The sequence below is a fragment of the Amycolatopsis sp. NPDC028719 genome, assembly GCF_055565395.1.
Window position 1 is genome coordinate 380256 of the sequence record NZ_JBVHUL010000007.1, and the last position, 21616, is coordinate 401871.

Sequence of the window (21616 nt, forward strand, 5' to 3'; positions counted from 1 at the left end):
CTCAGGTGGCCATCGCCTGGGTGGCCGCCCAGGGAGACGACATCGTCCCTGTGTCGGCTCGCGGCGGCCCGTCCTGGACGGTTGAGCCTTTCGGCCGGCCGCCGGCGGGCCACGAAATCCCGTAGTAAGAAAAAATACCCGGAAAGCACGATGTCGCTCCATGGTGCGGTTGATGGCGCGGCCTTTGGTGCGCGCGAGCCGGATTGCCCCGGTTCGTTGCTAGCTTCGCCCCAAAGGCCGAATCCCGCCCGAAGTACCCGGGGGAGCACCATGGACGAAATCTTCAGGCTGTTGCTGCTGCGCCCGCCCGCACCCGGCGTCGCCATGACCGTGACGCCGGGGGCGCAGTTCGCCGCCGCGCTCAGGGAAGCCAACCAGAGCGAGGATCCGAAGGCGGGACGCCGGCAGGCCGCGACCACGCTCGTCGAGTCCGCACGCGGGTTGAAGACGATCACCGATCTGGCGCTGGGCACCAAACTGGTGACGATGGACGCGCTCATCACCGGCACCACCCCGCCCAATCCCAGTGCGCTTCCGTCGGTCGTCAACCAGATCTTCGGAATGTCGCCGAACCAGGTCATCGGCGCGCCGGAATTCACCGCCGACCGGGATCGGATCGCCGACAACCTGATCGCCGCGGTGATCCTCTCCGCCGACGGCCCCCTTTCCGCGGTCCGGCTGGAGGACCTGCTGACCGTCCTCGTCGTCGTCGAGGCGACGGCGAAGCAGGACCCGGTGCTCGCCAAGCCCGACGGGCTGCGCGTCCTGCTCGCCCGGCCGGCCGTCATCGCCGCGGGCGTGCTGCCCGCCATCCAGGCCGTCGCGGCGGTGCGCCCCGCGGACGACCAGGAGCGCCGGCTGGAAACCGAGGCGGGCGACGGCCGGGAAGCGGACCTCCGCGCCCGGGTCGACGACCTGCTCGCCCTGAACCACGCGCTCGCCGCCGTCGCCCCCGAGGACATCGCCGTTCCGCGGGCCGGGGAACGGCCGGCGCCGGAAGGACGGGACACGGCCGGCACGGACCCGGTCGCCGTGCTGCGCGCCCGCCTGGTCGAGCAGCTCCTGGCGGGCGAGATCGACGAACCGCCCGCCGCGTTCTCGGCCAGCCTCGGCGTCCTCAGCGCCACCGCGACGGCGAGCGCGCTCCCCGTCACCCCGGGCGGTGCCGGCCCCCGGCTCGTGCTCACCGCCGGTGCCGTGGCCGCCCTCGGCCCCGGGAACCGGGCCACGGCCGAGTCCCTGGGCCTCGACCTGACGGCCGTCCCGCTGCCGACCGCGGTGGCGCGGGTGCACACCGAACTGTCCTCGAACTACACCGAGCTGGCCGAGTTCGCGCCGGCCGGTGACGTGTACGCCGTGGTCGGCGGGACGGTCCAGCGGTTGCCGGAACGACCTTCCCCGGCCCTGGCGCCCACCGCGGTGCCGACGACGCACGGCACGCTCAAACCGGTCGGCGTCGGCGACCTGCTCGTGGTGCGCCAGCAGCTCAAGCGGTACGAGGGTGGCGAGGTCGGCCACGTCGAGAACGTGTTGCGCGGCGAGGCGAAGAAGCGCACCCACCTGCGCTCCCGCACCACCGAGCAGACTGACACCACCGAAGAGGTCCTCGAATCCACCGAGGAGCGGGACAACCAGAGCACCGAGCGCTTCGAGCTGAAGCAGGAGGCGGCCACGGTCCAGAAGGAGGACTCCACCTTCAAGGTCGGCCTCTCCGTCTCCGGTTCCTACGGCCCGACGATCGAATTCAAGGCTTCCACGGACTTCTCGCTCAACAAGTCCAAAGAGGAATCCGCCAAGACGGCCACCGGCTACTCGAAGGAGATCTCCAACCGGGCCGCGTCGAAGGTCACCGAGAAGCACCGCGAGGAACGGATCCTGCGCACGCTCGAGGTCTTCTCCGAGACCAACGAGCACGGCATCAACAACGCCACCGGCAACGGTCCCGTCGTCGGCGTCTACCAGTGGGTGGACAAGGTCTACGAGTCGCAGGTCTACAACTACGGCAAGCGGATGATGTTCGACCTGATGATCCCGGAGCCGTCCGCGTTCTGGCAGTACGCGATCACGACCTACCCGAAGCCGGGCGCGACGCTGGTCCGGCCCGTGCCGTTCACGCTCAAGCCCAAGGATCTCAACAAGGACAACTACGGCGACTACGTCCAGCGCTACCAGGCTGCCGGGGTGAACCCGCCGCCGGAGGAGTTGCAGACCGTCGCCAAGACCTTCGAGGGCACGTCCTCGCACGACGAACACGTCCTCACCAAGACCGTGGAGCTGCCGCTGCCCGCCGGCTACTCGGCGCTGACCGGATTCGTGGCTGCCACCGGTTCCATCTGGGACGACTGGCTGGACAGCTGGGGCGTCGACGTCGTGCTCGGCGATCGGCTGGTCTCCTGGAAGAAGCAACCGCTCGAAACCCAGCACGTCACCATGGGCACCGAAGAAGGCGCTGTTCCGCTGACCGTCTCGGCATTCGGCTGGGCCACGCTGACCCTCGCGGTCGAGGTCACCTGCAAGCGGACCCAGCGGGCATTCGACGCCTGGCAGCTCGCCACCCACCAGGCGATCACCCAGGCCTACCTCAAGCTGGACCGGGACTACCAGGACGCGCTGGCCGCGCTGCAGGTGCAGACGGCCAGCCAGATCCTCGGCCGCAACCCGATCGAGAACCGGCTGATCGAACGCACCGAGCTGAAGAAGCACGCGATCGCGGTGTTCACCGCCCAGCACTTCGGCGCGTTCGGCGCGGTCCAGTCGTCGGTGCCGGAGGGCTACCCGGAACCCAGCCTGACCGAGGCCGAGCTCCAGGGCCGTTACGTGCGGTTCTTCGAGCAGGCCTTCGAATGGGAGCACATGACCTACCTGTTCTACCCGTACTACTGGGGCCGCAAGGCGAACTGGGCGGCGCAGGCCGTGCTGCAGGACACCGACATCCAGTTCTCCGAGTTCCTGCGGGCCGGGTCGGCCCGCGCGGTCGTCCCCGTGCGGCCGGGGTTCGAAAGCTCGATCGCGCACTTCCTCAACACCGGCGAGATCTGGAACGGCACCGAACCGCCCACGATCACCGACCCGACCTACGTCGGCGTCATCACCGAGATCAAGGAACGCGACCAGGCCAAGGGCCTCGAGGTCGCGCAGGGCGATCCGTGGGACGTCCGCCTGCCGACGACCCTGCTCCGCCTGCGCCCGGACGGATCGCTGCCGCAGTGGCGGAAGAACCCGGACGGGACCTGGAGCCCGGTGGGCGACAACTGAGCGGAGGAGAGATGGCCAAGCCGCCGCGCTACCGCATCCACCCCGCGATCGGCGTCGCCCGGATGGGCAACGCGCCGAGGGACCAGTTCTTCGTCGGTCCCGAGGTGCCCTACCAGAACGCGACCGGAGCCGCCGGGATCGGCACGGCCGTGCCGCCGTTCAAGGCCGCGCCGGGCGGCGAGCTCAAACCGCAGGCCGCCCGGTTCCGGGTCTTCGAATACACCGAGTCCGGCGGGAAGTACACCGTGTCCCGGGAAATCACCCTCGACGGGAAGGACGTCGTCGAGCTGACCTGGCAGGTGCACCTGGCCAACCGCAAGGCGTCGTTCTTCGAGTTCAACGGGCTGACCGGCTCCCCGCTCGTGCCGAAGGCCGGTGCCCGCCGCAACGCCGCGCTCAGCGGGACGAACCCCCGGACGCTGGAGATCGATCCCGGGCCCCGGAAGATCACCGGCCGGGCGAAGGGGCCGGTCACGTTCACCAAGGGAACCTCCTCGAACCCGGCGAAGGAACTGTGGCCGGACCCGCAGCCCTCGCCGCCGATCGAGTACCTCGGCGAGCTGCGCACCGACGGCGCCGGGCGGCTGGTGGCGCTCGGCGGCAAGGGCGTCGCGGGCAGCCGGGCCGGCGCGAAGATCAAGAGCTACGCCAACAACGACGGCTGGTTCGACGACGCGTCGGACGGGCCGGTCACCGCGGTCCTCCGGCTGCGGGGACCGGACGGGAAGCCACGGCCCGTCCCGGTTTCCGGCGCGTGGCTGCTCGTCGGGCCACCGGACTTCGCCCCGGCCGTCCAGACGCCGGTGACGTTGTACGACGTGCTCCTCGATCTCGCGGCCACGCGGCTGCCGATCCCCGCCGACGAGACGGTCTACGACACCGAAGAGTCCTCGCAGCTGCGCGCGCTGGCCGCGGACCTGGCGGGTGGCGGCACCAAGCTGACGAAGTTCAAGGTCGACTTCGACCGGGACGTCATGCCGATCCTGCGGCGCTCGGTCCTGGCCACGTGGACGTTCGGGCCGCTCGCCGACGCGCACACGCAGCTGGGCGCCGGACCGGGGCTGACGGCGATCTGGCCGCAGCTGGCCGATCCCGCCCAGCCGAACAACCTGCGTGCGACCATCCTCGCCTACCTCCGAAAACCCGGCACGCCGGGACTCACCGGCAGCGACACCATGCCCAAGCTGCTCGGCGACGACCCGTACAACTCCCAGGGCACCGGCCGCTGGGGCCTGACGCTCACCGGTACCCAGCTGGCGATGCTCACCGAGTGGGCGAAGGGCAACTTCATCGCGTCGGCGCTGGGCCAGGGCCACTTCACCTCGCCGGTGCCGCCGCTGAACGTCACCCCGCACGGCCTCGACCGCGCGGCGCTGGAAGCTTGCTCCGGCGGCGCGTTCTACCCCGGGATCGAGGTGGGCTGGCAGATCCGCGCCCCCGAGCTGTTCGCGGAGCCGTTCCGCGTCAAGCACGGCGCGCCCTCGACCTACGTCGGCGACCCGGGGGTGACCGTCCGGGCCGGCCACTTCAGCAGGCAGATGGCCCTGCCCTGGCACGCGGACTTCCTGCAGTGCAAGAACGAGCAGCAGCGGGTCTCGAGGGACGAGTACGGGTGGTGGCCGGCGCAGCGGCCGGACGCCGTCTACCCGACCGTCGCCGAGGCGGAGAAGCGGGACGCGAGCGGTGCGCGCACCGGCACGATGCTGCCGTGGAGCCGGCCCGGTACTCCGCCGTGGCCGGGCCAATCCGGTGTCGTGCCTTCGTACGACCAGATGCTCGCGAACTGGTGGAAGCTCGGCTTCGTCGTGATGACCCCCCGGGGGAGCTTCACGGAGTCGGAGCGCCACGGCACGATCCCGTGACCGCGGACGTGTGCGTGGTCGGTGCGGGTCCGGCGGGCGCCGCGGCGGCCATCGCCCTCGCGCGGACCGGCGCCCGCGTCGTCCTGATCGGGGCCGCGAAGGCGCCGCCGGCCGGCACGCTGGAGCTGCTGTCCGGGCACGCCCGCCACTACCTGGACATCCTCGGCCTGACCGGCACCGTGGCCGCGCGGGCGCCGGTCTGCGCGGCGACGATCTCCCGGTGGGGCGGCGCGGACTTCGCGGAGCGGGCCGGCATCCTCGATCCGGCCGGTCCCGGCTGGGTGGTCGACCGGCACTGGCTGAACCCCCTCTTCCTGGCGGCCGCGGGTGCGGCCGGGGTCCGGCACCTGCCGGCCCAGGTGACCGGCGCGGTCCGGGACGGGCTCGGCTGGACCCTGCACTGCGCCGACGGTGCCGCCGTCCGGCGGATCACCGCCCCGCGGGTGATCGTGGCGTCCGGCCGGACCGGCCGGGTCGCGGCGCGTTTCGGCCTGCCCCGGACGACCGGGCACCGGATGGTGGCCATGACGGCCTGGCTGCCGGGCGATCCGCTGCGCCTGGGGCACCGGCTGCTGGTCGACCACGGCCCCGGCGGCTGGTGGTACGCGCTGGGGGACACCCGGGGGACGTCGGTCGTCCACTGCACGGACGCGGATCTGCTGCGCCCCGGCACCTGGCGTGACGCGGCCCGCGACGTCGGCTGGGCGGCGACGCTGCGGCCGGCTCACCGCCCGGCGCTGCGGGCCGCCCCGACCGGGCGGGCCGTCGCCGCCACCGGCCCCGGCGTCACGCTCGCCGGGGATGCGGCGCTGGCCGTGGATCCCCTCTCCGGACGGGGTCTCACGCTGGCCCTCGAGACGGCGCTGGCGGCCGCGCACGACGAACGCGGCTACGGCGACTGGCTGGCGGAACGGACCCGCGCGCACGCACGGCAGTCACGCGCGGTCTACGGCCTGGCCGGCGGCACCCGCGAGTTCTGGCGGCGGCGCGCGGTGCCGGTGTGACGCTCGGGATCGTCGCCGGTCGACCCGGCCGGCATCGCGCTGCCGGCCGGTCAGGCGCCGAGGCGGCTGTAGATGCGGCTGGCCAGGGACGCGGCCAGCTGGTTCAACGCGGCGGGGGGATCGAGCTGCGCGAACTGCCCGAGCAGTTCCGCCGCGGCGTAGGCCTCCGCTTCCGACAGCACCGCGGCGCACCGCTCCCGGCGTCCCCGGTCCAGCAGGCGGCTCAGGGCCTCGGCGTATTCGGCCAGGTCACGCACACCGGCGAGGCCGTAGCGCTCGTCGAGCGGACTCTGCGTGGCTTCGTCACCCATGGTCGTGCGCCCTCTCCTCGTCCGTCCGGCCCGCCACGAAAATCTATGTCGGCCGGGGTAGACATTCAACGGCGGGTGTGTGTAGTGTTCTTCTCGTAGCGAGAGAGACAACGTCAAGCAGGCGCGGGAGAGGACGTAACTACCCGCGAGGTGAGACAGGACGGTCAGGCAGCACGGAGCCGATCAAGGGAACAAGGTTTCGGCTGGTGACCGCGAGCAGTACTCCAGGGCCGGGTCGTGAAGAGGTTTGACCAGGTAGTACCGGTCTCGGAGCGGTAGTGCAGGACCGGGCGGAGCAGGTGCGCCCGGGAAGATCGGCAGTGTGCAGTTGTAGTTGCTGTTGTTTGTGTAGTGGTAGTTGCAGGACCGGTCAGGTGGCCGGAGCTGATCAGTGAACGGGGCTCCGGGCAGTGACCAGCGGCGTCAGGCGTGCTGGGACCGATCAGTGGAAGGGTTCCCGCCGGTGGCGTTCGCAGCAGGTGAAGTAGCAAGAAACGCAGTAGCAGTACCGAGTAAGTGGAAAACACCGGAAAGAAGGGAACGGGAGCATCATTGGATCGCCCGCAGCGGTTGGTCTTTGCCGCGCGGGTGCCGCAGTCCCATCGAGTTCGGAGGTGGTGCTCGGTCACGAATGAGCGATCCCCGCGTAGACCGGTTTTCGGCCGGACGCGGGTGCAGGACGCCGGCGGTCGCGCCGGTGGACAATGGTGAAACCCAACCCTTTGAGGACCCCGGGTGCCGCAGTGGCACCCGGGGTCCTTTGTGATGTGGAGGCCGAATGATTCCTGACCAAGAAGGACCCGGCACGCCGAGCGCGGCCGACAAGTTCGACGACGAGAACTACCCCGCCTACACGATGGGCCGGGCCGCCGACATGCTCGGCACCACCCAAGGTTTCCTGCGCAGCCTCGACGAAGCCGGCTTGATCACCCCGCAACGTTCCGCCGGCGGGCACCGCCGGTATTCCCGCCACCAGCTGCGCTTGGCCGGCCGGGTGCGGGAACTCGTCGACCAGGGCACCCCCATCGACGCCGCCTGCCGCATCATCACCCTCGAAGACCAGCTCCACGAGGCGCAACGCCTCAACCGGTCGCCTCGTCTCGATCCCGAGAGCAGCACCGCCGACTGACGGCACGCGGCGTCCGGGTGGGACGCCGCGGACGGCTTCGTCCCCTGACCGGCCCGCCGGCCGAATCGTCCGGCGGCCGGGCACCAGGTGGTGACCCGCTTCGTGGCGGCCTTGGCGCATATCCGCCCGAATCCGCGTAGCCGGCGGAATTCCCGAGAGACGTTGCCCACTCCCCGCGGTGATCCGGCTCGGCCACGCCGAAGCGGACCCCGCGCTCTAGGCCGAGGCGGGTTCCCGGTCGAGGGGCGCGGTCAGTGCCGTGCCGGCGGCCTCGACGGCGAGGTACCCGTTCAGGTGCGGGTGACGGCTGCCGACGGCGACGTCGCGCCAGAACCGCTGGAGGGCGTTCGCCGTGGCGAAACCGCTCGCGCCGTGCAGATCGAGCATCCGGTCGAGCGCGGCGCGGCAGTCTCGGGCGGCGTCCGCGAGCGCCATGCGCAATCGGGGCGTGTCCTCCTCGGCCAGCTCGCTCGCGTCGGACTCGCGCGCGACCATGAGCATCGTGTTTTCGGCCCGGTCCACCAGGTGGGCGGCCTCCGCCAGCCACTGGCGGGCCCCGGGTGACTCGCCCATCCGGGCGTACCCGCTCATGAACGGTTTGCGGTCCGAGGCGAACATCGCGAGGGTCGCATCGAGGGCGCCGCGGGCGGCGCCGACCACCGGGCCGAGCACCGTCATCGAGTACAGCATCAGGCTGTTCACGGGAAAGGGTTCGGCCGCCACCACCCGTTCGGCCGGAACGAAGACGTCGTCGGCGACGAGGGTGTGGCTGCCCGTGCCGCGCATGCCCGCCATGCTCCAGGTTCGCTCCACGGTCAGCTCCGCGACCGGGACGACGGCGAAGGAGAACACGCCGTCGACGAGCAGGGCGACCGCGGCCCACGTGGCGTCCTCGCACCCGGAGGCGTTCGGCCAGCGGCCGCTGACGTGCACGCCCTCCGGCCCCCGCCGGCCCTGGGCACCGGGGACGCCCGATCCGCAGAACAGCGCGTCCGGGTCGCCGAAGAACTCGGGCGACCGCGCTCCGGCGAAGCAGCGAGCCGCGATGTCCTTCGCGGTCACGCACGTCCCGGCGACCCAGGCCGTGGCCGGGCACGCCCGGCCCAGTCCGGTGAGGCACCGGGCGACGGTTTCGGCGCCGGCCCAGGCGCCGCCGTGGTCCCGCGGCGTCCGGAGGGCGAAGATCCCGTGCCCGCGCAGCGCGTCCAGGCTTTCCGGAGCGGGCCGGGCGCCCTCTTCCGTCTTCTCGGCGTAGGTGCGCAGGGTCTCGGCGGCCGCGTCCGCCGTGGTGTTCTCGTTCACGCCGTCGACCCAACCAGCGGCCGGGGGTGGCCGGCCATACGCGAACCGCGCCGGTTCATACGCGGCTGTGCGCCTACCATCGAGCGCATGGACTTGATCAGTGAGGTCATTCGCGCCGTCCGGGTCGGCAGTGCGAACGCCCGCCTGATCCGGCAGGCCGATCGCCGCGGCGTCCGGTTCCCCGCCTTCGCCGGCAGTGGCTTCCACATCGTCCTGCGCGGTACCTGCTGGCTGATCACCGAGGACGCGGAGCCCGTCGCTCTGCGCGCGGGCGACATCGTGCTCACCTCGACCGGCGTCGAGCACGGCCTGCACACGTCTCCCGGCGCGTTGGAAAACCTGCCGGCCGTGACGATGGGCCCGTTCCCGCCGGCCGACGGGCCCGCGGCGTTCGAGTTCCTGTGCGGCGCCTACCGGCTCGAGCACGGCCGCGTCCCGCAGTACCTGCGTGCGCTGCCCGATCCTCTCGCCGTGTCCCCGGACTACGACCGCGACCCGGAGATGCGCACCCTCGTCGACCTCCTCGCCGCCGACGTGTCCGAAAAGCGGCTGGGTGGGGGAGCGACCCTGCCGGCGCTGCTGGACCTGATCCTGGTCAAGGTGCTGCGCCAGTGGCACGAACAGCACGACGCGTACGGGTGGCCGCAGACCGACGACCCGGCGGTCGCCGCCGCCCTGCGGCGAATCCACGAGAACCCCGAGCGGCCGTGGACGGTGGCGGGGCTCGGTGCGGCCGTGGGGCTGTCGCGCTCGGTGTTCACCAGGCGCTTCACCGCGGTGGTGGGCCGGCCGCCGATGAGCTACCTCACGAGCTGGCGGCTCGACCGCGGCGCCGGCCTGCTGCGCGAGACCGACGCCTCACTCGCCACGATCGCCCGCCGCGTCGGGTACTCGAGCGAGTTCGCGTTCTCCGGCGCCTTCCGCCGGGAGTACGGGATGTCGCCGGGCCGCTTCCGCCGCCCGCCGGAAACCTCCCGTGCCTCGGTATCCGGACGTCCGGACGACGCGCCCGGCTCCACATCGGACAGTGCCGGGCCGGGCCTTCGCCGGCCCGCGAACATTTCGTAGCTCGGTATCCGGCCACCCGCCGTTCGGCGGCCGGCAGCTAGCCGATCATGACCGGTCACCACGGCACGGGCTCGCCGTGCCGGTCCATGAACCGCAGGCCGGGCGCGCCGGCCTGGGCTTCGAGGACGTCGACGGCCGCCGGGACGCTCTTCTCGGGGCGAGGGGCGCGTCGGGGCCGCCGAGCCGCGTCCGGTTGTGGCCGGGTCGATGAGCAGCTTAGTCCGCCCGTCGCCCGCGGTTCGCGTGGCGTAGCTGCGCATCAGCTGGTTGAGCGCCGCCGATCCCGGCGACCAGGATCGCGAAGGACAGCAGGCCGGTCCCGGCCCGTGACTTGGCCGGCTGCGGCTGCGGTTCGGGGCTCTCCGGGTTCGACATGCCGGACAGTCAACATCATCATCGTCGAGAACCGAGACGGGACCCGGCCCCGAGTCTCGGTACCCGGACGTAACGTCGGGGCGAGACCGGTGTCGCGGACGAAGGGCGAGGTGCGTGCGGGCGGAGTCCGAGGTCACCGACGAGGCCGTGCTGTCGACCGGCCGCCGCGCGTGGACGGTCGGCGTGATGTGCACGGCGGTCGGCCTGGTGATCGCCATGGTGACGATCGTGAACGCGGCGCTGCCCGCGCTGGCCGCCGACACCGGCGCGAGCCAGGCCGGACAGACGTGGATCGTCGACGTCTACACGCTGGTGCTGGCCGCGCTGGTGCTGCCGGCCGGCGCGCTGGGGGACCGGTACGGACGCCGCGGCGTGCTCGTCGCCGGCCTGCTCGTGTTCGCGGGCGGGTGCGCCGCGCCGGTCTTCCTCGACACGTCGTCGTGGATCATCGCGGCCCGGGCCGTCACCGGGCTCGGCGCGGCGATGATCATGCCGGCCACGCTGTCGATCATCACCGCGAGCTTCCCGCCGGAACGCCGCGGCCGGGCCATCGGGACCTGGGCCGCGGTGGCCGGGGTCGGCGGGCTCGGCGGGCTGGTGCTCGCCGGGGTGCTGCTGCAGCACTTCGCGTGGCACTCGGTGTTCCTCGGGCCGGCGGTGCTGTCCGTGGTCCTGGTGGCCGCGAGCCTGACGGTGCCGACTTCGCGCGACCGCCGTCCGCACGCCTTCGACGTGGTCGGCGCGGTGCTCAGTGCCCTGGCGATCGGCGCGGTGGTGTTCGGCATCCTGCGCGTCGCCGATCTCGGCTGGGGCCACGGCGTCGTGCTCGGGTCGATCGCGGGCGGGCTGGTGCTGGGCGCGCTGTTCGTGGCGTACGAGCTGCGGCGCGCGTCCCCGCTGCTGGACGTCCGGCTGTTCGGCGACGCGGCCTTCGCGGCCGGGTCGGTTTCAGTGACCGTCCAGTTCACCGCGGCGTTCGGGATGTTCTACGCGCTGGCACAGTACCTGCAGCTGGTGCAGGGGTACTCGGCGCTGAAGTCGGGGCTGGCGCTGTGGCCCGTCGCGGTGACGCTCTTCCCGCTGTCGCTGGCTTCGGCGCCGCTGGTCCGCCGGTTCGGGCTGCGCGCGGTGACGTGCGCCGGGCTCGCGGTCGTCGTCGCGGGCATGGTCCTCATCGGACAGCTGGACGCCGGAAGCGGTTATGCCGCCTTGGCGATCGCGGTGTGCGTGCTGGGCGCGGGCACCGGGGTGACGGCCCCGGCCGCGACGAGCGCGATCCTCGACAACGTGCCACCGTCGCAGTACGGCGTGGCCTCGGCGGTCAACGACGCGACGCGCGAAGTCGGTGCGGCGCTGGGGATCGCGCTCACGGGCAGCGTCCTTTCCGCCGGTTACACGGATGCGGTCCGCTCGGCGACGTCGGCGCTGGCACCGCCCGCGCGTGAGGCGGCGGAGGGGTCGCTGGCGGGCGCGCTCGCGGTGGCGGCGGATGGGCACTTGGCGTCGGCGGCGCGGGCGGCTTTCGCGCATGGCATGGGGATCAGCATGCTGGCGTTGGCGGCTGTGGTGGTGGCGGGCATCGTCGCGGCGGCGGTGCTGGTGCGGCGGTAGCGGTCCCGCTGGTTACCCGGTGACAGGCTCGGCGGTCCACGAAGCCAGGATCCGCAACGCTTCGTGGGCCGGCGAGCCCGGTTCCGCCGTCAGGACCATGAGCCGCTGGCCGCTGCCGTCCGGGCTCTCCCACATGTCGCAGTCCAGCGTCAGGTCGCCGACCACCGGGTGGTGGTAGCGCTTGACGCCGTAGCCCGTGCTCGTCACGTGGTGGGCCGCCCACCACGTGCGGAACTCCGGGTGCTGCACCGCGAGCTCGCCGACGAGGTCCGCCAGCTCCGGCGCGTCCGGGTCGCGCGCGGCCTCCAGGTGCAGGGCCGCCACCGCTGTGCGGGCCGCCTCTTCCCAGTCGGTGTGGAGCGCGCGCACCGAAGCGTCCGCGAAGAGCAGGTACACGTAGTTGCGGCGGTTCGGCGGGTAGCGGCCGAAGTCGGTGAACAGCGCCGCCGCCGCCTCGTTCCACGCCACGACGTCCAGCCGCCGGCCCAGCACCATCGCGGGCGTCTCCGCCAGCTGGTCGAGCAGCCGCTTCATCGCGGGGCGCAGTCTTTCGGCCGCCCGGCGCCGCGGCCGGCGAAAGGGCTTGCCGGCCAGTTCGTACACATAGGACTGCTGGTCGTCGCTCAACCGGAGCGCGCGGGCCAGGGTGGCGAGCACCGACGAAGAGGCCTGCACGCGCCCCTGTTCGAGCCGCGTCAGGTAGTCGACGCTGATCGCGGCGAGCTGCGCGACCTCCTCCCGGCGGAGCCCGGCCACCCGGCGCGGTGAGGCGGGTTCCGGCAGGCCGACGTCGTGCGGGCTCAGCTGGGCGCGGCGCGCCTTCAGGAAGTCGCCGAGCTCCTTCGGCTGACCGGTGGGCTCCATGCCCCGATTCTGCCTCGGGCCGGCCGGTCCCGGGTGGGCAGGTTTCTTCCCCCGATCAGCCGCGCAGCTCGGCCGCCTGCTCGCGGAGGGCCTCGACCACCGCGGTGGCGCCGGCCGAGCGACCGTGCCGGGTGACGGCGACCGCGGCCCGGCCGCGCCAGGCCGGGTCCTCGACGGAGACGACCGCGACCCCCGCCGGGACCGACGCCGCCGCCACGCCCGGCAGCAACGCGATGCCGAGGCCGGCCGCCACCATGCCCAGGCGGGTCGTCCAGCCGCGGACCGCGTGGCCGACGCGGGGCTCGGCCAGGGTCGGCCACGCGCCGAACTGCGGCTCTCCGCGCCCGCCGCGGCCGACGATCCACGTCTCGTCGCGCAGGTCCGTGACGTCCACGAGCCGCCGGTGGGCGAGCCGGTGCCCGGCCGGCACGGCGACGCGCAGGTCGTCCTCGGTCAGGACGTCCTGGTGCAGGCCCGCGAGGTCGTACCCGGGCAGCCCGTCGCCGACGCCGATCACCACGACCTCGGTGCGCCCGCCGCGGAGCCGGGCGAGCAGCGCCGGGGTGGCCCCTTCCTCGAGCGTGACGGCCAGCCCGGGGTGCCGGGTGCGCAGCACCGCCAGCGCGCGGGGGACCAGGACCGCCGCCGCGGCCGGGAACGCGCCGATCGCCAGGCGCCCCGCCAGCCGGTCGCGCAGCCCCGCCAGTTCCTGCTCCGCGGTGTCGACGACCGCCAGCGCGGTGGTCGCGTGCCGGGCCAGGAGCGCCCCGGCCGGGCTCGGCCGCACCCCGCGGGCGTGCCGCTCGAACAACGCCGTGCCCGCGGCGGCTTCCATCATCGCCACCTGCCGCGAGATGGCGGACTGCGTGTACCCGAGGGACGCGGCCGCCGCGGTGAACGAGCCCGTGGCCGCCACCTCGCGGATCACCCGCAGGCCGGCCAGCGTCACTTCCGCCATGTCGCCAGCCTACCCATGAGCGATCCGCACAGCTCATGTGCGAAGACATCGCTGGTGCGCATGCCCGTCCGAGCGCAGCATGGAAGCATGATTTGGTTCATCACAGGATCTTCGAAGGGCTTCGGCCGCCACTGGACCGAGGCCGCCCTCGAGCGCGGTGACCGGGTCGCCGCGACCGCGCGAAACCCCGCGCAGCTCGAGGACCTCGTCGAAAAGCACGGCGACGCGGTCCTCCCGCTCGAGCTCGACGTCACCGACCGCGCCGCCGCGTTCGCCGCCGTCCGCCAGGGCGCGGACCACTTCGGCGGCCTCGACGTCGTCGTGAACAACGCCGGCTACGGCCACTTCGGCCGGGTCGAAGAACTCACCGAGGACGACGTCCGCGCCCAGCTGGAGACCAACTTCTTCGGCGCGCTGTGGGTCACGCAGGCCGCGTTGCCGATCCTGCGGGCGCAGCGTCGCGGGCACATCGTCCAGGTCACCAGCGAAGGCGGGGTGATCGCCTTCCCGGGCATCGGCGCCTACCACGCGTCCAAGTGGGCGCTGGAAGGCCTTTCCGAGTCCCTGGCGCGGGAAGTCGCCGAGTTCGGCATCCACGTCACCAACCTCGAGCCCGGCCCCTACGCCACCGAGTGGCTCGACGTCGGCTCGCGCCGGAGCACGCCGAACCCGGACTACCCGGCCGCCGGCGAGGGCCACTGGGACGTCGGCGACCCGTACGCCACCCGGGCGGCCGTGCTCGACCTCGTCGACGCCGCCGACCCGCCCCGGCGGATGTTCCTCGGCAAGTCCCTGGCCGCGGTCACCGCGGAGTACGAGAACCGGCTCAAGACGTGGAACGACTGGCAGGACGTGGCGGTGCGGGCGTTCGGCTGAGGGCCGCGTGCGGGTCGTCGGCGGGCAGCCACCCGAGGTCCGGCGAGCCGACGTCCCGGGTGAGCGCCGCGATGGTCGCGAGGACCGGCGCGCGCGTCTCGTCCCGCCGGGACACCAGCGACCACGTCCAGAACGGCGCCGGATCGACCACCGGCCGGCGCGCGAGGTCCGGCGGGGCCGGCGTGGTCTGGCCCTTCGGGTTGTTGAGCACCGGGCGCCGCAGCCGGCGGACGTGGTCGAAGAACGCCGGACCCGTCGACCCGCCCTCCTCGACGGCCACCACCTCGGCGCCGGTGGCCGCGGCGAACTCCTCGGCGTAGGCGTTCCACGACGCCCAGCTGGCGGTGTCGGCGTCGACGAGCACGACGACGTCCTTCGCCCGCACCTCGGCGGTCCGGGCGCCGGTGCCGAACGCGTGGAGCCGGTCCGCGCCGAGCAGGCGGGCTTCGAGGCCGTGTCCGGCCAGGTCGGCGGCCCGCGCCCAGCAGATCGCCAGGTCGATGCTCCGGTCGGCGACCCGCTTGAGCTGGGCGTGCGACGGCAGCACCCACGTGTCGACGTGCAGGTGCGCGACGCCCGCGACGCGGTCGGGCAGATCGGCCGGGCGCCAGTTGACGTAGCCCAGCCGCACCGGCTCGCGCGCGCCGATCCCGGCAGCCGAGCGGCGGAGCTCGTCGGCCTGCTCCAGCAGCGCGACCACCTGCGGCAGCAGCGATTCGCCGCATTCGGTGAGCGTGACCGAGCGGCGGTCGCGGTCGAACAGACGGACGCCGAGGTCGCGTTCGAGCGCCTTGATCTGCTGGGACAGCGAAGGCCCGGCGATGCGCAGCCGCTCGGCGGCCCGGCCGAAGTTCAGTTCTGTGGCGACGGCCACGAAGTACCGAAGCTGGCGTAGCTCCATACCGGGAGCTTAGTGCGGTGGGAGTCCAGGCCTTCCAGGTGAGAGCGAACCGGTCGTGGCGAAGCGGGTCCGCCCGGCACATCCTCGGCTCAGGAAGCACAACTCACCAGGAGGTTTTCATGAGCATCCAGAAGGTCGCGGTCGTCACCGGAGCTTCGCAGGGCATCGGCGCGGCCGTGGTCGAGGCGTACCGCAAGCTCGGCTACGCCGTCGTCGCGAACTCGCGGTCCATCTCCCCGTCGGGTGACGCCGGGATCCTGGCCGTCGCGGGCGACATCGCCGACCCGGCGGTCGGCGCCCGTGTGATCGACCAGGCCCTGGCGACGTTCGGCCGCGTGGACACGCTGGTCAACAACGCCGGCGTCTTCATCGCGAAGCCGTTCACCGAGTACACCGCGGCCGACTTCGACCTCGTGACCGGCGTCAACCTGCGCGGCTTCGTCGAGGTCACCCAGCGCGCGATCGCCGCGATGCTGGAGGTCGGCGGCGGGCACGTCGTCAACGTCACCACCAGCCTGACCGACCACGCGAACAGCGCGGTCCCGTCGGCGCTGGCGTCACTCACCAAGGGCGGCCTGAACTCGGTCACGAAGTCCCTGGCCATCGAGTACGCCACGCGGGGCGTCCGCGTGAACGCCGTGTCGCCGGGCATCATCCGCACCCCGATGCACCCGGAGTCGACGCACGAAGCGCTCGCCGGCCTGCACCCGGTCGGGCGGATCGGCGACCCGGGCGACATCGTCGACGCGGTCGTCTACCTGGAGGGCGCGCCGTTCGTCACCGGCGAGATCCTGCACGTCGACGGCGGCCAGAGCGCGGGACACTGACGTCATGGACATCCTCACCGGGGTACTGGACGCCTGGAAGTCCGCGGTCGACGCGCACGACCCGAAGCGCGTGGCGGCGTCGTTCACCGAAGACGCGATCTTCCAGGGCCTGCACCCGTACAGCGTGGGCCGGGACGGCGTGGCCGCGTACTACGACTCCCAGCCGAGGGGCATGACGGCGGAGTACCGGATCGTGGAGACCCGCCGGCTGGCCGACGACGTGCTCCTCGGGTACGCGAGCGTCGACTTCGCGTTCACCGACCGGGAGACGATCTCGGTGCACCTCAGCGTGATCGTCCGCCGGGTGGGCGACGCCTGGCTCATCGCCCACTACCAGGTTTCGCGGCTCTGAAAGGAGCAGGACCATGGAGTTCCTCGTCGACATGAGGACGACCGTCCCGCCGGGAACGAGTGCCGAGACGGTCGCGGACACGCGGCGTCGCGAGGCGGCGCGGAGCGGGGAACTGGCGGCGCAGGGCCACCTCCGGCGGCTGTGGAAGCCGCCGGAGGGGCCGGGCGAGTGGCACACGATCGGGCTGTTCGCCGCCGCCGACGAACCGGAGGTGCGGCAGGTGCTCGAGTCGATGCCACTGCACGCGTGGATGGAGGTGACGGTGACGCCGCTGAAGCCGCACCCGAGCGACCCGGGCACGGGACGGCCGTAGCCGCGCCGGCCCGTGTTCCGCGGAGCGCTGTCATCGCCGTCCCAAAAGGATTGTGGTGGCGCGGTTTCGCGAACCGCGCGGAGCGAAGGGCCGGGTCCGGACGTTCGGCCGGCGACGGTGGCGAAAAGGGCAAGCTTCGCGCGGGGCGGTTGACGTTTCGGCCGTCTCACACCATGCTCCGGGCCCACGAACGCCCGCAGCCGGACATCCGGCTCAGTCAGGAGGAATTTCCGTGACGATCGCCCCGACGGTGCCCGCCCGGCGAACCAAGGCGAGCTGGTTCGTCCCGATGCTGCCGGCGGTGGTCATGGGCTTGACCGCGTGTGGCTCGGCCGGGGTCAGCGGGTCGGCGGCGCCGGTGGCGAGCGCGTCCGCTTCGCCGGCGAGCGCTTCCCCGCAGACGTCCCAGGCACAGCCCGCATCCGGTGCCGGGACCCCCGAGGCCGCCCTCGAGCGCTGGGTGACCCAGGTCTTGCAGGAGCAGTACAAAGAGGCGTGCCTTTCCGGCGCACCGGTGCTGCCCGACGGCCAAGACGCCGAAACGCTGTGCGCCAACCCCAAGGCGCTCTCGAGCGTCAAGTCGCTGCACGAGGCTTGGGCGAAGCCGGGCGTCAAGCTGCCCCCGGAGGGGAAGGTCGAGGTCAGCGAGGTGACGGCGAAGGGGAACGAGGTGACGGTGCCGGACACGGCGGTCAAGGTCGACGGCCGGACGCTGCGCAGCCTCGAACTGATCGGCGCGACCGGGGACACGGGATCGTTCAGTCTCAGCTTCAAGATGCAGAAGCACGAAGGGGCTTGGTACGTCCAGGACTTCGACCTCAAGTTCTGAGCCGTTCACGGGGGACTACCGGGTCAGCGCGAGCAGTGCGTCGATCGCCGGCGCCGGACCGCCGTTCCTGAGGTGCGCGACGGCGAACATCGGGGCGATCACCCGGCTCCAGGCGTACAACCGGTCCCCGTCGAGCCCGCACGCGGTCGCCACCCGGTGACATCGGGTGGCGACCTCCTCGTGCCCGGCACCGGACACCACGTAGTCGACGGCGTCGAAGCACGGATCACCCAGGCACGCCTTCGGATCGATCGCGACCAGACCCCGTGACGGACCGCCGTCGAGGGCGTTGCCGAGGTGCAGATCGCCGTGCAGCAGCACGATCCTGCCCTGCGTGTCCAGCAGCGCCTCGCAGCGCCGGATCGCCCGCTGCCACGTGCGGCGGTCGATCCGCGCGCCGACGACCGGCTCGGAAAGCCGTCGGCCGATCCGGGCGAAGGCCTCGTCGCACCGGCCGCGCAGGTCCCGCGGCCAGTGCGGGGGCGGCGGCACGGCGTGCAGCGCGGCGAGCAGTTCTCCCCACCGGTGCGGCAACGACTCCGGGGGCAGGTCCCCGGCTTCGGTGCCGGGCCGGATCTCTTCCAGCACCATCGCGCCGGCTTCGGCGTCAACGGCCAGCAGGGCCGGCACCCGGCCCGAAGGCGCGAACACGCGCAGCATCTCGGCTTGCGCGGCCACCAGGGCGCGATCCGGGCTGAGCTTGAGCACCGCCGGCGTTCCGTCTCGCCGGCGACAGCGCAGGACGAGAGACGAGGCGCCGCTCGCGAAGAGCTCACCGAGCACGACCCCCCACCGGGAAGCCAGCCGCGCGGCGAGGGCGGGAACCTCGGCGAGCCACGTCTCGGTTCCGGGGCCGAACCGATCCACCACCGGCGCGCCGGCTTCTTCGATGTCCATCCCGGCAGTCTGCCGTGCTCAGGCCACCTGGAAGACGCGTCCTTCGCTTTCCCAGGTGGACCTGCTGCCCGGGTGGTCGAGATCCACGGTGTCCCCCTTGAGGAAACCGAGGGGCGGCGGCGTGAAAGGACCGTGCGACAGGACCCCGGTGTACTTCCCCTTCGTGCCGTTGTTCCACGCGATCACGATTTCGAAGTTCGGTCCCCGGACGGATCCGACCGCCGTCAGGCTCTGCACCGATCCGCCGGAGTGCGAGGCGGACGCGCTCAGCCGGTCCTGGTCCTGGCTGATGTCCACCAGGACCCGGAACCCGTTGCGCTGCACCATTTCCCAGCGGCCGCCGACTTGCAGGAACGGTCCCATGACTACCTTCTTCCCGATCGGGCGCTCAGGTCACCGGACGATCCGGACCTGGCCTTGCGTGCCGTCCACGGTGACGACCTGGCCGTCGTGCAGCCGCGTGGTGGCGTCGCCGGTGGCCACGACGGCCGGCACGGCGTACTCCCGCGCGATGATCGCCGGGTGGGACAGGGTTCCGCCGGCGTCGGTGACCAGCGCGCCGACGCTCGGGAACACCACCGACCAGACCGGCGAGGTCATCGGGCACACCAGCACTTCGCCGGCGCACAGCCGGCCGAGCCCGGTCTCGTCGTGGATCACGCGGACCACGCCCGTGTAGCTGCCGGGTGACGCGGCGATCCCGCGCACCACCGCCTCGTCGGTGCCCGGCTCCGGCGCGGGGGCGAGGATCAGGTCGAGGGTCCAGAGGAACGCCTCGTTGGCGAACCGCGCTTCCGCGGGCAGGGAGGCCAGCGACGGCGGCGGTGGGGGAGGGGTGCCGTAGCTGGCGGGACCGGGGTGGGCCATGGCCCGGATCCGCTCGCCGGCCCGGCGCGCGGCCGGCGCGTGCCGGTCTTCGCCGAGCCGCAACGCCGTCAGCAGCTCGGTCGGGCGCAGGTGGAAGGCGGCCGCGGGCTCGGGGAGCAAGCCGCGGCGCGTCAGCCGGTCGCCGACCTCCACGACGGCGCGGCGCACCAGCGCGCCCGGGCCGCTGATCGTGTGGAACTCGTTGTCCTCGCGCACCGGGTACGCCGTGAGGGCGCGGGTCAGGGCGGTTTCGAAGCGCTCCCGGGCGGCGACGTCGTGGCCGGCGAGCGCGGCCCGGGCTTCGGCGGCGGCCGCGGCCCGCCGCCCGGCCAGCTCCTCGTCCCGCGCCCGCGGGTCGTAGCCGGCGGCCAGCTGGTGGCGCAGCAGCGCGAGAACCAGGTCGGGCCGCTCGTCGATGGCGGGCTCGGCGAATTCGTAGCTCAGCGTGCGGCAGCAGTACCGGCGCAGGTAATCGGCGAACCGCGCGGCGAAGCCCGGGTCTTCGGCGAGGACGTCCGACGCCGGGTCCTCGACGAGCCGGCGCAGCCGGGGATCGGCGGCGACGTGGGCGGCGAGCTCCGCCAGGGCGCGGGCCGGCTCGGTGGAGCGCACCGAGGTGCCGGCGACCAGCCGCAGCCACGCCCGGTCGTCCCAGCCGAGCAGCTCGCGACAGGCGAGTGCGAGTTCGCGCAGCACCATCGCCAGCGCCAGGTGGAGCCGGAAGTGGATCGACAGGCCGCAGCCGAACAGCCGCAGCGTCGACTCGGCGTGCCGCGCGAGCGCGTCGTCGTCGAGGAGACGGAGGTCGATGTCCCGCAAGGTGGCGACGCACGACTCGAGGCGGGGGCGCCACTCACCGGTCCACCGGTCGACGTGGCGCATCGGGACGTCGGCCCGGATCGCCGCGACGCACTCGCGCACGCGCCGCCGCAGCACCGGTATCAGCCGGAAGGCGAGCGGCACGGCCCAATCCGGCAACCGGATCGGCTCCCGGCCCCCGAGCGGGACGATCCGCAGGTACTCCAGGCCGCCGATGTCGCGCAGGTCCGCCCCCTCGATGAGCAGGCCCAGCTCGCCGACCGCGTCCCGGACCGCCGTCATCCGCGGCTGGTAGGCCGCGCGGGTCAGCCTCGTCCACGGCAGCGGCGCGTGGCTGCTCTCCCGGGTCCAGTAGCCGGGCGGTACTTCGACCGGCAGCGGCGCCGGAGCGGCGGGCAGCGCGGTCACCGGTCGCGACTGCAGGAGTACCACTTCGCCGTCCGCGACCGCCCACTCGACGTCCTGGGGCGCGCCGCGCCACCGCGCCGCCGTGCGGGCGAGCTCGGCGACGGCGAGCGCCGAGCCGGGATCGAGCGCGGCTTCGGCCCCGCGCTCGCGGTGGGCCCGGCCGCCGCGGACCGTCCACCGCTCCGGCGTCACCTCGCCCGCGACCATCCGCTCGGCCAGGCCGGGGACGGCGTCGAGCACGACGACGTCCCGTTCGCCGGTGACCGGATCCGCCGTGAACGCCACTCCCGCGGCGGCCGCGGCCACCATCGGCTGCACCAGAACCGCCATGGCCGGCCCTTCGCCCACCCCCCTCGAGTAGGCGACGACCCGGTCACCGAAAGCGGACGTCCAGCAGCGCAGCACGGCCGCCCGCAGCGCTTCGGTGCCCCGCACGGACAGCACGGTCGAGTACTGCCCCGCGTAGGAAGCGCCGGGCAGGTCTTCGTCGACGGCGGAGGAGCGGACGGCGAGCGCGACGTCGCCCCACGGCCGGACCGCCTCGGCGAGCGCGGCGAGCACGTCGCCGGGCAGGGCGAGCCGGGTGGCCGGCGGCTCGCGCGCCGCGGCCACCGACCGCGCGAACACCCCGGCCGGGATCACCACGCCCGGGGGCACCGGCATCCCGTGCGCCGCCAGCGCCGCGAGCGTGGCGGCCTTGGTGCCGGCGACGCGGCGGTCGGTGGCCTGCGGCAGGGGAAGCAGAACGGCCTGGGACGTCGTCATCGTGGACTCCTCGCGAATCGGGT

The 21616-nt window shown here is 73.0% G+C and carries 20 protein-coding genes; 11 read left to right on the forward strand and 9 right to left on the reverse strand.

The window, feature by feature from the left end:
• Window positions 1-270 precede the first annotated feature (270 nt).
• From ACZ4TR_RS32480 to ACZ4TR_RS32490, 3 genes are read left to right on the forward strand one after another with little or no spacing between them, the layout of a single operon-like run.
• Window positions 271-3255 (forward strand): hypothetical protein, encoded by a 2985-nt coding sequence (locus tag ACZ4TR_RS32480; protein WP_465291365.1) that lies wholly within the window; start codon window positions 271-273, stop codon window positions 3253-3255.
• Between the two features lie 11 nt (window positions 3256-3266).
• Window positions 3267-5117 (forward strand): LodA/GoxA family CTQ-dependent oxidase, encoded by a 1851-nt coding sequence (locus ACZ4TR_RS32485; RefSeq protein WP_465291367.1) that lies wholly within the window; start codon window positions 3267-3269, stop codon window positions 5115-5117.
• Window positions 5114-6121: an NAD(P)/FAD-dependent oxidoreductase gene (locus ACZ4TR_RS32490; RefSeq protein WP_465291369.1), complete on the forward strand. Its 1008-nt coding sequence runs from the start codon at window positions 5114-5116 to the stop codon at window positions 6119-6121. Before ACZ4TR_RS32485 ends, ACZ4TR_RS32490 begins: the two co-directional genes overlap by 4 nt.
• Before the next feature lie 50 nt (window positions 6122-6171).
• Here ACZ4TR_RS32490 and ACZ4TR_RS32495 read toward each other — a convergent pair whose 3' ends face one another.
• Window positions 6172-6432, reverse strand: coding sequence for a hypothetical protein (locus ACZ4TR_RS32495; protein ID WP_465291371.1), 261 nt, complete (start codon window positions 6430-6432; stop codon window positions 6172-6174).
• 778 nt (window positions 6433-7210) lie between these two features.
• On the opposite strand from ACZ4TR_RS32495, the gene ACZ4TR_RS32500 reads away from it, so the two are divergent.
• Complete coding sequence (locus tag ACZ4TR_RS32500; protein WP_465291373.1) at window positions 7211-7561, forward strand: helix-turn-helix domain-containing protein; 351 nt, start codon at window positions 7211-7213, stop codon at window positions 7559-7561.
• Window positions 7562-7777: 216 nt separating this feature from the next.
• Here the strand turns inward: ACZ4TR_RS32500 and ACZ4TR_RS32505 are convergent, their stop codons facing one another.
• Window positions 7778-8863 (reverse strand): acyl-CoA dehydrogenase family protein, encoded by a 1086-nt coding sequence (locus ACZ4TR_RS32505; protein ID WP_465291374.1) that lies wholly within the window; start codon window positions 8861-8863, stop codon window positions 7778-7780.
• 87 nt (window positions 8864-8950) lie between these two features.
• Here ACZ4TR_RS32505 and ACZ4TR_RS32510 point away from each other — a divergent pair, with 87 nt between their 5' ends.
• On the forward strand, window positions 8951-9931 hold the full coding sequence (locus tag ACZ4TR_RS32510) for an AraC family transcriptional regulator (protein WP_465291376.1): 981 nt from the start codon (window positions 8951-8953) through the stop codon (window positions 9929-9931).
• A 216-nt stretch (window positions 9932-10147) separates the two neighbouring features.
• Here the strand turns inward: ACZ4TR_RS32510 and ACZ4TR_RS32515 are convergent, their stop codons facing one another.
• A complete protein-coding gene (locus ACZ4TR_RS32515; RefSeq protein ID WP_465291378.1) occupies window positions 10148-10306 on the reverse strand; it encodes a hypothetical protein in 159 nt (52 codons plus the stop codon).
• A 114-nt stretch (window positions 10307-10420) separates the two neighbouring features.
• Here ACZ4TR_RS32515 and ACZ4TR_RS32520 point away from each other — a divergent pair, with 114 nt between their 5' ends.
• A complete protein-coding gene (locus ACZ4TR_RS32520) occupies window positions 10421-11917 on the forward strand; it encodes an MFS transporter (RefSeq protein WP_465291380.1) in 1497 nt (498 codons plus the stop codon).
• Window positions 11918-11929: 12 nt separating this feature from the next.
• Here the strand turns inward: ACZ4TR_RS32520 and ACZ4TR_RS32525 are convergent, their stop codons facing one another.
• Both ACZ4TR_RS32525 and ACZ4TR_RS32530 read right to left on the reverse strand, forming a co-directional pair.
• Window positions 11930-12781, reverse strand: a complete 852-nt coding sequence (locus ACZ4TR_RS32525) for a helix-turn-helix domain-containing protein (RefSeq protein ID WP_465291381.1) — start codon at window positions 12779-12781, stop codon at window positions 11930-11932.
• 55 nt (window positions 12782-12836) lie between these two features.
• On the reverse strand, window positions 12837-13739 hold the full coding sequence (locus tag ACZ4TR_RS32530) for a LysR family transcriptional regulator (RefSeq protein ID WP_465291383.1): 903 nt from the start codon (window positions 13737-13739) through the stop codon (window positions 12837-12839).
• Window positions 13740-13826: 87 nt separating this feature from the next.
• Between ACZ4TR_RS32530 and ACZ4TR_RS32535 the strand changes: the two genes are divergently transcribed.
• Entirely contained in the window at window positions 13827-14615 is a 789-nt protein-coding gene (locus ACZ4TR_RS32535) for an SDR family NAD(P)-dependent oxidoreductase (protein WP_465291385.1), read from the forward strand.
• Here the strand turns inward: ACZ4TR_RS32535 and ACZ4TR_RS32540 are convergent.
• Window positions 14566-15516: a LysR family transcriptional regulator gene (locus ACZ4TR_RS32540; protein ID WP_465291387.1), complete on the reverse strand. Its 951-nt coding sequence runs from the start codon at window positions 15514-15516 to the stop codon at window positions 14566-14568. The two genes, ACZ4TR_RS32535 and ACZ4TR_RS32540, sit on opposite strands and share 50 nt — an antisense overlap.
• Before the next feature lie 119 nt (window positions 15517-15635).
• On the opposite strand from ACZ4TR_RS32540, the gene ACZ4TR_RS32545 reads away from it, so the two are divergent.
• The 4 genes from ACZ4TR_RS32545 (at window position 15636) to ACZ4TR_RS32560 (ending at window position 17837) form a co-directional block, all read left to right on the forward strand.
• Window positions 15636-16343, forward strand: a complete 708-nt coding sequence (locus ACZ4TR_RS32545) for an SDR family NAD(P)-dependent oxidoreductase (protein WP_465291389.1) — start codon at window positions 15636-15638, stop codon at window positions 16341-16343.
• 4 nt (window positions 16344-16347) lie between these two features.
• A complete protein-coding gene (locus ACZ4TR_RS32550) occupies window positions 16348-16695 on the forward strand; it encodes an SgcJ/EcaC family oxidoreductase (RefSeq protein WP_364513936.1) in 348 nt (115 codons plus the stop codon).
• A gap of 13 nt (window positions 16696-16708) precedes the next feature.
• Window positions 16709-17008: a muconolactone Delta-isomerase family protein gene (locus tag ACZ4TR_RS32555; protein WP_364513939.1), complete on the forward strand. Its 300-nt coding sequence runs from the start codon at window positions 16709-16711 to the stop codon at window positions 17006-17008.
• 232 nt (window positions 17009-17240) lie between these two features.
• Window positions 17241-17837: a hypothetical protein gene (locus ACZ4TR_RS32560; protein WP_465291391.1), complete on the forward strand. Its 597-nt coding sequence runs from the start codon at window positions 17241-17243 to the stop codon at window positions 17835-17837.
• 15 nt (window positions 17838-17852) lie between these two features.
• Here ACZ4TR_RS32560 and ACZ4TR_RS32565 read toward each other — a convergent pair whose 3' ends face one another.
• From ACZ4TR_RS32565 to ACZ4TR_RS32575, 3 genes are read right to left on the reverse strand one after another with little or no spacing between them, the layout of a single operon-like run.
• Entirely contained in the window at window positions 17853-18734 is an 882-nt protein-coding gene (locus tag ACZ4TR_RS32565) for an aminoglycoside phosphotransferase family protein (RefSeq protein ID WP_465291393.1), read from the reverse strand.
• Window positions 18735-18752: 18 nt separating this feature from the next.
• Complete coding sequence (locus ACZ4TR_RS32570; protein ID WP_465291395.1) at window positions 18753-19097, reverse strand: hypothetical protein; 345 nt, start codon at window positions 19095-19097, stop codon at window positions 18753-18755.
• A 30-nt stretch (window positions 19098-19127) separates the two neighbouring features.
• Window positions 19128-21593 carry a PEP/pyruvate-binding domain-containing protein gene (locus tag ACZ4TR_RS32575; RefSeq protein ID WP_465291397.1) on the reverse strand — a complete coding sequence of 822 codons (2466 nt, stop codon included), beginning with the start codon at window positions 21591-21593 and terminating at the stop codon, window positions 19128-19130.
• Window positions 21594-21616: the final 23 nt, after the last annotated feature.

What these genes read in the sequence shown, in the direction of transcription:
- ACZ4TR_RS32515 (WP_465291378.1), bottom strand. Translation starts at nt 10,306, where the DNA reads ATGTCGAACCCGGAGAGCCCCGAACCGCAGCCGCAGCCGGCCAAGTCA.
- ACZ4TR_RS32480 (WP_465291365.1), top strand. Translation starts at nt 271, where the DNA reads ATGGACGAAATCTTCAGGCTGTTGCTGCTGCGCCCGCCCGCACCCGGC.
- ACZ4TR_RS32540 (WP_465291387.1), bottom strand. Translation starts at nt 15,516, where the DNA reads ATGGAGCTACGCCAGCTTCGGTACTTCGTGGCCGTCGCCACAGAACTG.
- ACZ4TR_RS32500 (WP_465291373.1), top strand. Translation starts at nt 7,211, where the DNA reads ATGATTCCTGACCAAGAAGGACCCGGCACGCCGAGCGCGGCCGACAAG.
- ACZ4TR_RS32570 (WP_465291395.1), bottom strand. Translation starts at nt 19,097, where the DNA reads ATGGGACCGTTCCTGCAAGTCGGCGGCCGCTGGGAAATGGTGCAGCGC.
- ACZ4TR_RS32485 (WP_465291367.1), top strand. Translation starts at nt 3,267, where the DNA reads ATGGCCAAGCCGCCGCGCTACCGCATCCACCCCGCGATCGGCGTCGCC.
- ACZ4TR_RS32545 (WP_465291389.1), top strand. Translation starts at nt 15,636, where the DNA reads ATGAGCATCCAGAAGGTCGCGGTCGTCACCGGAGCTTCGCAGGGCATC.
- ACZ4TR_RS32510 (WP_465291376.1), top strand. Translation starts at nt 8,951, where the DNA reads ATGGACTTGATCAGTGAGGTCATTCGCGCCGTCCGGGTCGGCAGTGCG.
- ACZ4TR_RS32535 (WP_465291385.1), top strand. Translation starts at nt 13,827, where the DNA reads ATGATTTGGTTCATCACAGGATCTTCGAAGGGCTTCGGCCGCCACTGG.
- ACZ4TR_RS32575 (WP_465291397.1), bottom strand. Translation starts at nt 21,593, where the DNA reads ATGACGACGTCCCAGGCCGTTCTGCTTCCCCTGCCGCAGGCCACCGAC.
- ACZ4TR_RS32525 (WP_465291381.1), bottom strand. Translation starts at nt 12,781, where the DNA reads ATGGAGCCCACCGGTCAGCCGAAGGAGCTCGGCGACTTCCTGAAGGCG.
- ACZ4TR_RS32565 (WP_465291393.1), bottom strand. Translation starts at nt 18,734, where the DNA reads ATGGACATCGAAGAAGCCGGCGCGCCGGTGGTGGATCGGTTCGGCCCC.
- ACZ4TR_RS32550 (WP_364513936.1), top strand. Translation starts at nt 16,348, where the DNA reads ATGGACATCCTCACCGGGGTACTGGACGCCTGGAAGTCCGCGGTCGAC.
- ACZ4TR_RS32555 (WP_364513939.1), top strand. Translation starts at nt 16,709, where the DNA reads ATGGAGTTCCTCGTCGACATGAGGACGACCGTCCCGCCGGGAACGAGT.
- ACZ4TR_RS32530 (WP_465291383.1), bottom strand. Translation starts at nt 13,739, where the DNA reads ATGGCGGAAGTGACGCTGGCCGGCCTGCGGGTGATCCGCGAGGTGGCG.
- ACZ4TR_RS32495 (WP_465291371.1), bottom strand. Translation starts at nt 6,432, where the DNA reads ATGGGTGACGAAGCCACGCAGAGTCCGCTCGACGAGCGCTACGGCCTC.